Annotated in this window: 16 protein-coding genes; 7 read left to right on the top strand and 9 right to left on the bottom strand. The window is 68.5% G+C overall.

Features of this window, described 5'->3' with window-relative positions:
• From WBA97_RS01170 to WBA97_RS01160, 3 genes are all read right to left on the bottom strand, one after another.
• On the bottom strand, positions 1-400 hold a 400-nt coding region (locus WBA97_RS01170; RefSeq protein ID WP_424228737.1), incomplete at its 3' end, for a PhzF family phenazine biosynthesis protein.
• A 14-nt stretch (positions 401-414) separates the two neighbouring features.
• Complete coding sequence (locus WBA97_RS01165) at positions 415-1857, bottom strand: aldehyde dehydrogenase family protein (RefSeq protein ID WP_424228734.1); 1443 nt, start codon at positions 1855-1857, stop codon at positions 415-417.
• Positions 1858-2001: 144 nt separating this feature from the next.
• The gene (locus tag WBA97_RS01160; RefSeq protein ID WP_424228733.1) at positions 2002-2742 is read right to left on the bottom strand and encodes a hypothetical protein; all 741 of its coding nucleotides are present in this window, start codon (positions 2740-2742) and stop codon (positions 2002-2004) included.
• A gap of 119 nt (positions 2743-2861) precedes the next feature.
• Between WBA97_RS01160 and WBA97_RS01155 the strand changes: the two genes are divergently transcribed.
• Complete coding sequence (locus WBA97_RS01155) at positions 2862-3512, top strand: TNT domain-containing protein (protein WP_424228732.1); 651 nt, start codon at positions 2862-2864, stop codon at positions 3510-3512.
• Here the strand turns inward: WBA97_RS01155 and WBA97_RS01150 are convergent.
• Positions 3470-3877: a YchJ family protein gene (locus WBA97_RS01150; protein WP_424228731.1), complete on the bottom strand. Its 408-nt coding sequence runs from the start codon at positions 3875-3877 to the stop codon at positions 3470-3472. The two genes, WBA97_RS01155 and WBA97_RS01150, sit on opposite strands and share 43 nt — an antisense overlap.
• 110 nt (positions 3878-3987) lie before the next feature.
• Complete coding sequence (locus WBA97_RS01145) at positions 3988-5031, bottom strand: flavin-containing monooxygenase (RefSeq protein WP_424228730.1); 1044 nt, start codon at positions 5029-5031, stop codon at positions 3988-3990.
• A 192-nt stretch (positions 5032-5223) separates the two neighbouring features.
• Between WBA97_RS01145 and WBA97_RS01140 the strand changes: the two genes are divergently transcribed.
• The 3 genes from WBA97_RS01140 (at position 5224) to WBA97_RS01130 (ending at position 7216) form a co-directional block, all read left to right on the top strand.
• Positions 5224-5361 carry a hypothetical protein gene (locus tag WBA97_RS01140; protein WP_424228729.1) on the top strand — a complete coding sequence of 46 codons (138 nt, stop codon included), beginning with the start codon at positions 5224-5226 and terminating at the stop codon, positions 5359-5361.
• A gap of 34 nt (positions 5362-5395) precedes the next feature.
• The gene (gene gndA / locus WBA97_RS01135) at positions 5396-6826 is read left to right on the top strand and encodes an NADP-dependent phosphogluconate dehydrogenase (RefSeq protein ID WP_424228728.1); all 1431 of its coding nucleotides are present in this window, start codon (positions 5396-5398) and stop codon (positions 6824-6826) included.
• Between the two features lie 207 nt (positions 6827-7033).
• Complete coding sequence (locus tag WBA97_RS01130; protein ID WP_424228727.1) at positions 7034-7216, top strand: DUF397 domain-containing protein; 183 nt, start codon at positions 7034-7036, stop codon at positions 7214-7216.
• Positions 7217-7330: 114 nt separating this feature from the next.
• On the opposite strand, the gene WBA97_RS01125 is transcribed toward WBA97_RS01130, so the two are convergent.
• The 3 genes from WBA97_RS01125 to WBA97_RS01115 all read right to left on the bottom strand — a co-directional run bounded on the left by WBA97_RS01125 (position 7331) and on the right by WBA97_RS01115 (position 8397).
• Entirely contained in the window at positions 7331-7537 is a 207-nt protein-coding gene (locus tag WBA97_RS01125) for a hypothetical protein (protein WP_424228726.1), read from the bottom strand.
• Complete coding sequence (locus tag WBA97_RS01120) at positions 7528-7770, bottom strand: hypothetical protein (protein ID WP_424228725.1); 243 nt, start codon at positions 7768-7770, stop codon at positions 7528-7530. Before WBA97_RS01120 ends, WBA97_RS01125 begins: the two co-directional genes overlap by 10 nt.
• A gap of 420 nt (positions 7771-8190) precedes the next feature.
• Positions 8191-8397, bottom strand: coding sequence for a hypothetical protein (locus WBA97_RS01115; protein ID WP_424228724.1), 207 nt, complete (start codon positions 8395-8397; stop codon positions 8191-8193).
• Positions 8398-8610: 213 nt separating this feature from the next.
• Between WBA97_RS01115 and WBA97_RS01110 the strand changes: the two genes are divergently transcribed.
• A complete protein-coding gene (locus WBA97_RS01110; RefSeq protein WP_424228723.1) occupies positions 8611-9402 on the top strand; it encodes a DUF5753 domain-containing protein in 792 nt (263 codons plus the stop codon).
• Positions 9399-9578: a DUF397 domain-containing protein gene (locus WBA97_RS01105; protein ID WP_424228722.1), complete on the top strand. Its 180-nt coding sequence runs from the start codon at positions 9399-9401 to the stop codon at positions 9576-9578. The genes WBA97_RS01110 and WBA97_RS01105 overlap by 4 nt, the downstream gene beginning before the upstream one ends.
• Before the next feature lie 68 nt (positions 9579-9646).
• Here the strand turns inward: WBA97_RS01105 and WBA97_RS01100 are convergent, their stop codons facing one another.
• The gene (locus tag WBA97_RS01100; RefSeq protein WP_424228721.1) at positions 9647-10186 is read right to left on the bottom strand and encodes a hypothetical protein; all 540 of its coding nucleotides are present in this window, start codon (positions 10184-10186) and stop codon (positions 9647-9649) included.
• A gap of 84 nt (positions 10187-10270) precedes the next feature.
• Between WBA97_RS01100 and WBA97_RS01095 the strand changes: the two genes are divergently transcribed.
• Positions 10271-10576, top strand: coding sequence for a hypothetical protein (locus WBA97_RS01095; RefSeq protein ID WP_424228720.1), 306 nt, complete (start codon positions 10271-10273; stop codon positions 10574-10576).
• Positions 10577-10803: the final 227 nt, after the last annotated feature.

The raw sequence follows: 10803 nt of genomic DNA, 5'->3' as shown, positions 1-10803 counted from the left end.
TCGGCGGATCCCGGTGTTCGCTGGCAAGGCGCCGAAAGGTCCTCGTACCGGGTTGTACTTGGGCCTTTCGGCAACGCGGCCAGCGGGCGGCGGGGCCGTCGAGAATCGTGCCGTATCCGCCTGGACGGGGCACCAGATCACCCGGACCGTCCCGATCGGCGAGCGCGACCGCCGTCGCGATCGTGGCGTGGCCGCAGAACGGGACCTCCGCCAGCGGGCTGAAGTACCGAACGGTGTAATGCGGGCCGGAACCGCCGCAGACGAACGCTGTTTCCGAATAGTCCACCTCCGCGGCGATCCGTTGCATGTCGCTGTCGGACAACCCGGCGGCGTCGAGTACGACACCGGCCGGGTTGCCCGTCGCCGGATCCGTGGTGAAGGCGGCATAACGCAGAACCATGCCGCCATTCTGCGTCAGTACGGGAACTGGCGGCGGCCCCGGTTGACCGAGATCCACTTCAGCGTCGTGAACTCCTCCAGGCTCCAGTCGCCGTTGAGGCGGCCGAGGCCGGACTGCTTCTCGCCGCCGAACGGCACGATCGTCTCGTCGTGGATGGTCGCGTCGTTGACGTGGATCATGCCGGTGTGGATGCGTTTCGCCAGCTCGACGCCGTGGTCGAGGTCGCGGGTGTGGATCGCGCCCGACAGCCCGAACCGGGTGTCGTTGGCGATGTGGACCGCCTCGTCCTCGGTGTCGAACGGCACCAGGCACGCCACCGGGCCGAACAGCTCCTCCTGCATCACCGACATGTCCGTGGTCACGTCGGTCAGCACGGTCGGGTGGAACAGCGTGCCGTTCACCTCGCCGCGCAGCAGCGGCCGCGCGCCATCGTCGATGCCCTGCTCGACCAGCGCGGCCAGGTTGTCGGCCTGGCGCTGGTTGATGAGCGGGCCGACGATCGTGGCCTCGTCGCGCGGGTCGCCGACGGTCAGCGACGCCGCCTTCGCCACGAACCGCTCCGCGAACTCGTCGAACACGTCGCGGTGCACGAGCACCCGGTTGGCCGCCATGCAGATCTGGCCCTGGTGCGTGAAGCGGCTGAACACGGCCGCGTCCACCGCGAGGTCGAGATCGGCGTCCGGCAGCACGATCAGCGCGCTGTTGCCGCCCAGCTCCAGCAGCGGCTTCTTGAAGTTGCGGACCGCCACCTCGGCGACGTGCCTGCCGACCGCGGCCGAACCGGTGAACGAGATGACGCGTGGCACCGGGTGCTCGACGAACGCGTCACCGATCGCGGGGATCTCGGTGATCACGACGTTCAGCAGGCCCGATGGCAGGCCGGCGGCCTCGAAGATCTCGCCGATGAGCGTGCCGCCGACGATCGGGGTGTCCTCGTGCGGTTTGAGCACGACGCCGTTGCCCGCGCCGAGCGCCGGGGCGACGGATTTCATGCCGAGGAAGAACGGGAAGTTGAAGGGGCTGATGACCCCGACGACACCGACCGGCTCCCGGTAGACCCGGTTCTCCTTGTCGTCAATGGGGGACGGCAGGATCCGGCCCTCCATGCGCAGCGGGAAAGTCGCGGCCTCCTTGAGCATGTCGAGCACGAGGCCGATCTCGAAGTATGCCTTCAGCCGGGTTCCTCCGAGCTCGTCGATGATGATCTCGACGATCTCCGCGGTGTGGTCCTCGACGTACCGGACCGCCCGCTCGAACACAGCCCGCTTGGCGTAGGGGTTCACCCCGTCCCACACGGACTTGGCGCGCTTCGCGGCCTGGTAGGCCTCGTCGAGGTCCTCGACGCTCGCGCAGTTGAACTCCGCGATGGTCGATCCGTCGAACGGGTTGCGGTCCACCAGAACCTTGTCCATCGAACCGGTGCGCCATTCCCCGGCGATGAATTGCATGCTCCGCATGCACCTCATGTTCCCGTGACGATTTCCCCTGGCAAAGAAACGGCGGGTGTTCGTAACCCAATTGGTGTCTTTAATGGCAGGTGACCGGTAACTGTCACTAGATCAGGTCAATTGCCCCGCGCATTACCAATTATTTGCCACCCATTACACGCGATTCGGATCGAAACCCGCCGAGCGCAGCCAGTGGTCCGCCGCTTTCGCGGCACGCTTGAGCCCCGAGCGCTCACCGAGGTAGTCACCGGCGAGCCCGACGACCGGCACCATGCTCAGCGCGCGGTGATAGAACCGGCCGTGCGGCCGCTTGTCCAGCTCGTCCTGCACCGCGAGCAGCAGCCTTCCCTGCCGCCAGAACCACTTCGCCGCGGGCTTCAGCCCGACGCGGCGGCCCTCGGGTGGTTCCGGCGCCGTCTCGGGATCGTCAACGCCGTCACCGGCCGCGACTGCCGGGTCCAGATCGCGCTCGAACAGGATCGCGGCCAGCAGCCGCACCCGGGTCGCGCGGTCCTCGACACCGTGCTCACCAGCGATGGCGCACAACAGCATGCCCTGCCCTGCCGTGCCGAGCACGGCCTGCAACGGCAGCCGGTCGCCCAGCGCGCCCGCGAGCCCCGTGACCGACGCGGCGAGCGCGGTGAGCTTGCCGACCCTGTTCACCCACCAGTACACGCGCTGCTCGACGTCCATGCGCGCCCAGGACGCGGACCCCGGCCACCGCACCTCGACGAGCCGCCCCCGCACCTTGCGCAGCAGGTTCTGGTCGACCTCGGGGTCGTCGGGCGCGACGTCGGCGTCGATGTCCCGCAGTCGCGGCAGCACGGGCTCACACCCGCGGACGAACGTCCGCAGTACGGATGCGATTCGCTCGTCGGTGATGGGGTCGGCCACCAAGCCGGGGTACCCCGATTCTTGTGCGTGACACCACTCGCACCACCGGGTGCGATTCCCGACTCGATCGGGTGGCGACCGTTCCGCCGCCACCTGGTCACGTGGCAGCGTCGGGGTACATGAAACGGATCGCCGCGCTGGTCGCGGGCTTGCTGCTGGTGACTTTCGGCCTCGCGCCGCCCGCGCAGGCCGCCCCGCGCTCCCTCACCGAGTGCTCGGCGGAGCCCTACGAGGGGGACACCCGCCTCGGTCCGGAGAAGCTGCCGAGATTCGGGCATGTCGCAGCCCAGTTGTCCAGGTACAGCCGCACCGGACACCGCCCAGTGGACATGTTCCTGAGCCGCTTCTACGACGAGGTCGAGGGCGGCTGGCACTACCCACCCGGCGACGGGTACGCCATCGGGCAGGACGGCGAACCGGTGAAGTGGGAGCAGAGGCTGGATCGCGGCCGGCTGATCGACCGGTACGGCAGCGAGTACGGCGGGTTCCTCGCCCCGGCCGGGTTGCCGTACACCAAGCGGTCGATCCCGCCGTCGGACCTCGTCGGCATCCCGGCCGAGGGCTGCAACTACTTCCGGTACGTGGTGCTGCGGCCGTTCGACGTGTGGGCGGGGCTGGTCGCGCCCTGGTTCTTCCAGTCCGGCGGCGGGCTGCGGTTCCAGCTGTCGGGCACGTTCGTGCCCGGCTCGCCCGACCGGCTGAGCGTGCTGTGGCTGGTGGACTACGGCTACCTGGGCCGCGTGGTGTCCCCGTCAACGCCGTCCAGGTAGACCCAGCGGCCGCCGGACTTCGTGAACCGGCTCAGCTCGTGCAGCACCCCGGTGTGCGTGGAGTGCCGGTAGTGCGCGCGGAACTCGACGGTGCCCTCGGCGTGCAGCAGTCCGCCGCCGGTGGTGCCGACGATCTCCAGTCGCACCCAGCGCTGCGCGGGGTCGAGGTTGACGGTGCCGGGCCGGGTGTCCGGGTGCCAGCTGTGCAGCAGGTAACCGGCGTTGCCGGTCGCGAAGGCGCTGTAGCGGGACCGCATCAGCGCTTCCGCGGTCGGCGCGGTCACGGCGCCGGAGTGCACGCGGCCACAGCACTCGTCGTAGGGGAGCGGTGTCCCGCACGGGCACCGGTTCGTCGCGGTGGGCAACTGGTCCGCCTCCCCGGGATCAACGTGTCGGTAGCGTCCCAGCAAACCAGACACTGGAGGACCTGCTCGCCCATTCTCCTGCGATCCACGATCGGGTGAGTACCCGGGTGTCAGGCGACCGCGGCCGGAATGCCGAGCAGCTGCCGGATCTCCCGGACCGCGGCACGCCCGGCCCGGTTCGCGCCGACCGTGCTGGCCGACGGGCCGTAGCCCACCAGGTGCAGGCGCGGGTCGGCGACCACCCGCGTGCCGTCCATGACGATGCCGCCGCCGGGTCCGCGCAGGTTCAGCGGGGCCAGGTGGTCGAGGGCGGCGCGCCAGCCCGTGCACCACAGGATCACGTCGACGGCCAGCGTCGTGCCGTCCGACCACGCCACCCCGCCCGGCACCAGCCGATCGAACATGGGACGCCGTTTCAGCAGGCCTTTCCCCTGTGCCGCCACGACCTCCGGGGTCAGCGACAGCTCGGTCGCGGCGACCACGCTCTCCGGCGGCAGCCCGGCCCGGACGCGTTCGTCGACGCGGGCGATGATCTCCCGGCCGTACTCGTGGGTGAACGGCCCGGTGCGGAACCGCGGCGGCTTGCGGGTGACCCAGAACGTCTCGGCGACCTCGGCCAGTTCCAGCTGCAGCTGCACCGAGGACGTGCCGCCGCCCACGACCAGCACCCGCTTGCCCGCGAACTCGTCAGGGCCGCGGTAGTCGGCGGTGTGGAGCGCGATGCCGTCGAACCGGCCGGGGTAGTGCGGCCAGAACGGTCGCGTCCAGGTGCCGGTCGCGTTGATCACCGCGCGGGCCGCGACACCGCCGTCGGAGGTAGCCACTTCGAGGCGTTGCCCCAGGTCGCGCACCGAGGACACGGTCACCGGCCGACGCACGTCGAGGTCGTGGTTCCGTTCGTAGGCGGCGAAGTACGCGGGCACGGCGGTCGCCGCCCGCTCGCCGGGTGCCGGCGGGGTGAACCGCATGCCGGGCAGGTCGAAGATGCCGTGCACGGTCGCCATCCGCAGCGTCGGCCAGCGGTGCTGCCACGCGCCACCCGGCGCGGGGTTCGCGTCCAGCACGACGAAGTCCATCCCGGCGCGCCGCAGGAAGTACGCGCTGGACAGCCCCGCCTGCCCGGCCCCGATCACCACCACGTCCGACTCCAGCATGCCACGCACAACATCGGCGGCGGCCAGGACATTTCGCGTCCGGCCCGGATCACACCGGCGTCGTCACGTGTCTCGGTTGCTCAGTGTCGACAGGAGACGAAATCCGGCGACTCGCAAACCGCACACAGGCCATTGTGGTCGAGTATGGTTCGCATTCCGTGGGCGGCACAACGGAAACGGTGGAATGACCCCATGGTCGCACTGACCATCACGATCGGTGCCGCGGTACTCGTCGTACTCGTCTTCTACGCTGTTCGCGCGCTGCGCGGGGCCGCCGGCAAGATCGACCAGATCCTCGAGGAGGAGCTGGACCGCCCCGACGAGGAGTGATGCGTCACGCGGCGTCCTCGGGCAGAGTGTGCACATGGCAAATCAGGCACAGATCGGTGTCACCGGGCTTGCGGTCATGGGCCGCAACCTGGCCCGCAACCTCGCGCGGAACGGCTTTTCCGTCGCGCTGCACAACCGCACGCCTGCCCGCACCCGCTCGCTCGTCGAGGAGCACGGTGACGAGGGAGTCTTCGTGCCGGCCGAGTCGGTCGCGGACTTCGTGGCCGCGCTGGAGCGGCCGCGGCGCATCGTGATCATGGTCAAGGCTGGTGCGCCGACCGACGCGGTGATCGAGGAGCTGATCCCGCTCCTCGACGTGGGTGACATCGTCATCGACTGCGGCAACGCACACTTCGCCGACACGCGGCGGCGCGAGGCCGAGCTGCGCGAGCACGGCCTGCACTTCGTCGGCGCCGGCGTCTCGGGTGGCGAGGAGGGTGCGCTGCTCGGGCCGAGCATCATGCCCGGCGGCTCGAAGGAGTCCTACGCGACGCTCGGCCCGATGTTCGAGAAGATCGCCGCGCAGGTCGACGGCACCCCCTGCTGCACGCACGTCGGCCCGGACGGTGCGGGTCACTTCGTCAAGATGGTGCACAACGGCATCGAGTACGCCGACATGCAGCTCATCGCCGAGGCGTACCACCTGCTGCGCGACGGTCTCGGCGCGTCGCCGAAGGAACTGGCGGAGATCTTCGCCGAGTGGAACTCCGGTGACCTGGAGTCGTTCCTCATCGAGATCACCGCGGAGGTCCTCGGCCACGTCGACGCCGCGACCGGCAACGCGTTCGTCGACGTCATCGTCGACCAGGCCGAGCAGAAGGGCACCGGTCGCTGGACCGTGCAGACCGCGCTCGACCTGGGGGTGCCGGTGACCGGCATCGCGGAGGCCACGTTCGCGCGGGCCCTGTCCGCGCACCCCGAGCAGCGCGTCGCGGCGCAGAAGGCACTGCCCGGCCCCGGTTCGGTGCCTCGTGCCGACCGCGAGACGTTCGTCGACGACGTCCGCAAGGCGCTGTACGCGTCGAAGGTCGTCGCGTACGCGCAGGGCTACGACCAGATGGCCGCCGCGAGCGCGGAGTACGACTGGGACATCGACCTCGGCGCGATGGCCACGATCTGGCGCGGCGGCTGCATCATCCGCGCCCGGTTCCTCGACCGCATCAAGGAGGCGTACGCCGACGCGCGGCCGGAGTCGTTGCTGGTAGCGCCGTACTTCCGGGACGCGGTCGCGGAGGGCCAGGAGTCGTGGCGGCGGGTCGTCGTGCACGCGGCGCAGGCTGGCATCCCGACGCCCGCCTTCTCCTCGTCGCTCGCGTACTACGACGGCCTGCGCACCGAGCGGCTGCCCGCCTCGCTGATCCAGGGCCTGCGCGACTTCTTCGGCGCGCACACCTACCGGCGCGTCGACAAGGACGGCACGTTCCACACCATGTGGGGCGAAGACAGGCGTGAAGTAGACGGATAGTGCAGGGAGATCCAGACCCTCGCCACCACCTGCCCGCGACCGTCCACCTCAAGCACCACCGCAGCGGTGTGATCCTCATGGATGAAGCGGATGTGTGGCTGACTACAAGACCACGGCGGAGACCATCCGCCGGGAGGCGACGAGCCCGGCCGACAACGCCAAGCTCATCGCTGATGCCATCCCGAACAACAGCTTGGAGACGACATCTTGACCGTATCTCAGGACACCACGACGTGGCGCAAGTCGACGCGTTCCGAGCAGCAGGGCGCGTGCATCGAACTCAGCAACACCGGGACTGTCCGCGACAGCAAGAACCCGGGCGGCCCTCACCTCGATCTGCCATGGCAGTCGTTGATCGCCGCCGTGCGAGACGACCGCCTGTCCCGCTGAACACCTGAACTGCTTTGCTGCGTCCAGGCGAACTAACCCTGCGGCGGCTCGTGCTGTTCCTGTCACCGCTGACCGTGGTGACAGGGACGAACGGCGCGGGCCGCCACGCGGCGGTCACTGGCCCCGCTGTTCCTCGTCCTTGATCTGCTTCTCCATGGCCTTCCCCAGCTCCATGACATTCTTCGCCTGCTTGGTGTCGCCGTTCTTGGCCGAGTCCAACGCGAGCATGCGCAGTGTCTCCAGCCGTTCCTTGTCGCCCGGCTTCATCTGCACGTCCTTCCTTCTTTTGGTCGCGTCGTCGCGCGATATCTTCAGGTCCACCGGTACCGCTCCCCGTGCTGGTCGGCGAGGTCCCCGCCGTGGATCAGCAGGCAGGCGAGGCACCGCTTCGCTCCCGGCAACGGGTCGATCAACCGTGACGTCGGCGCGCAATGTCCGCAGACCGCCTCCGACGACACCTCCCCTAACTCGCGGTGCGCATGGACGAAGTGGTCCCACGGCGACTGCCGCCACAGCAGGTCACCAGGCCAGGCAGGGTCGGAGTGTCTGCCCATCACATGCCTCCGTTGGCGGGCGTGACGGGCGCGGCAGGTCGGGGGTCAGCCGCGCCCGTCATGGCATACGGGGCCGGGGGTGATGTGGCGGGTACGACGCGGTCGCCGACATCACCCCCGGCCCGTGGGGGCAGCGCGCGTGGGGGAGGTGCAGCGCTGCCCACTTCGGAGTCGCCGGGGACGACACGGCCGAGACTCCGAAGACTCTCTTCAAGATCGCGGTGGAAGCGGGTTGTGTCCCGTTCCACTGCCCGCTGGAGCAGCAACACGCACTCGCCGCCGAAGATCACAAGACAGGTGAAGACAGCCCATCCGGCCTGCTCTGGTGTCATGGCTGCCTCCTTGTGCCCAGCCACACCAGCCCGCCGAGCACGACGAACGCGGCGGCAACACACAGCCAAGGAAGCAGCCAGGAAGGCATTACTCGGCGCCCCTGCGTATCGCCTCAAGCACCGCGTTCCAAAGTGTCTGCTGCAACGCCTGCGCCTCAGCGGTGCTGTAGGTGGCGACGTCACCAGGCGGGTTGAGAACGCCGATCCGATGGTTGTCCGTGAGAAACACCCTCGACATCGCAGGCCGCTCGAACACGTCCTTGCACGTCTGCTCCTGCTTCCACGGCTCCGTCATGCCCCGCCTTCCCAGAGGTATCGTGTGTGGAACATCCGATAATGACTGGCACGTTCCAAGTGTGAGTGGAACGTGCCAGTTACGCAAGGCGAGAACGCAAGGAATTCCCGATGTCTGTCCGTGACGGCTCTCGGTTAGGGTGAGGCAATGGCGACCAGTTGGCGCGCTCGAGCACTCAAGGCGGCACTGCGAAGTGCCCTCGCTGAGTCCGGCATGTCCGCTCGCGAAGTCGCACGCCAACTCGACATTTCACACACGAAGGTCAACCGGTGGCTCGACGACGGCGAACGCGCACCCGACGTCACCGACACCGCATCGTTCCTCGCCCGCATCAACGTCACCGGACCGGAACGCGACCGCATCCTGTCCATCGCACGCGGCGCGGAAGCCGAAACAGACTGGCTGGTCGCCGGACCTCCCGGCATCAACCCCGTGCTCGCCTCGGTGCTCGAGTGCGAACGGCACGCCTCCCGGATCTTCGAGTTCCAACTGGTGTGGTGGCCGGGCCTGCTGCAATGCAGCGACTACGGGCGCGCTCTGATCAGGGCAGGCGAAACCACGATCACCGGCGCCGACCTCGAGTCCCGCGTGATGATCCGCACGGCGCGCCGCGACGTCCTCACTCGCCGCACATCCACCGTCCGCCTGGACGCGGTGGTCGGGCTGCCTGCCATTCACGGCATGTTCGGCGGCACCCTGGTCAGGACGGCGCAGCTCGAGCATGTCCGCGATCTCACCAACCTCAAGAACGTCACGTTGCAGGCCATCGACGTCGGCACGGTGTGGACGCCGGGCAGCTCATTCATCGTCTACGAGTTCGAGGACTTGCCGACCACGGTGTTCATGGAGAACCACCGATCGTCGGCGTTCATCGTCGAAGACGCGGACGTCCGCGCCTACCAGGACACGGCGGACCAGCTCCGCCGGGAAGCGATGAGCCCGGCCGACACCGCCAAGCTCATCGTCGATGCCATCCCGAACAACAGCATGGAGATGACGGAGTGACCGTACCTCTTGACCCCGTTAGGTGGCGGAAATCGCCACGGTCCGAGAAAGACGCGTGCATCGAACTCGGAAACGCGGGTGGTGTCCGCGACAGCAAGAACCCGAGCGGACCTCGTCTTGAACTGTCGTGGCAGTCGTTGATCGCCGCTGTGCGAGACGACCACCTGTCCCGCTGAACACCGGAACTGCCCGCGCCCCCAGAGCCTCTCCTGGTTCTGGGGGCGCTTTGCTGCGTCCAGGAGACCTAACCCTGCGGTGGCTGCGGCGGGTACTGGTAGTACCCGCCCGGCTGGTGGTAGCCGGGCGGGGGCGCGACCGGCGGCGGGGGCCTGCGGCCGCGATGCCACAGCCACACCATCAGCCCGGCCAGCAGCGCCGCGACGGCCACGGCCACGATCACGACCATCCCGTTGGACTCGTTGCCCTCGTGGACCACGTCCAGGCTCTCGGGGCGCTCGCCGAACCGCCTCGTCAGCTCGTCGGCGGAGGCGTCGAGCCGGACCTCGCCGTTCATGGAGATCTTCAGCTGGTCGAAGTCCGCCGGGTACTTCGTCCACACGACCTCGGCGACCTTCTCGGCATCCTCGTCGGTCGGTACCGCGTCGGGCATCGACACCCCGACACTCAGCACGGTGAAACCGTTGGTGGTGTTGTGGTTGATGTTCGCCGCGTCGTACCCCGCCGAGTCGAGGTCCTCACGCAGCTGTCCGAGATCGGCCAGCGCGGCGCACCCGGCCAGCGCCAGTACGCACACGAGCAGTCCGGCGAGCGCGGCTCTGGCCATGGGTGCCTCCCGATAGGACGGTGAGAACCGCAGTATCACCCGTTCCAGCCTCCGACGAGCGCGTATTGCTCTACTTTCAGCCTCGTGATGGAGAACTGGCACGTGCTCCTTGAGGAGACGGTCGGCTGGGGACGGGACTCCTACCGCTGGCAGCTGACGAAGGTGACCCTGTGCGAGGACCGTGACGACGCACGCAAGCGGGCGTACGCGCTGGCGAAGGAGTACCAGCCGGAGCACCCGATGTCACCGCGCGGCAGGCGCGTCTTCCAGGTCGGCAACGACACGTGGGTGGTCCAGGTTCCCGGCGCGACGTCGGACTACCACTTCCGCGTGTCCGTGGCGCTCCTGGTGGCGGAGTTCGACAAGAAGGGCAACTTCGGAGCGTCCTAGGGCCGGGCTCATGATCGGGCTCATGACCGGGGTTATGTTCGGGCTCGCGATAGGGCTCTCGTCCGGGCTCGCTGGAACTCGCTATGTCGCCTTTCTGCTTTGCGCCAGGCGACCGTTCATGCCCCAGTCTCTGCCGTGGCGGCTCGGCCGGTACCTCGACTGGTGCTGCCACGTCGGCTTGATCCGCCAGGCTGGGATCGGCTACCAGTTCCGTCATCGAGAAATAC

Origin of the sequence: Actinophytocola sp., from assembly GCF_049647105.1 — a bacterium.
In the GTDB taxonomy this organism is placed as follows: Bacteria; Actinomycetota; Actinomycetes; order Mycobacteriales; family Pseudonocardiaceae; genus Actinophytocola.
Note: the sequence above shows the minus strand (reverse complement) of the source record. Positions and strands in the feature narration are given on the sequence as shown.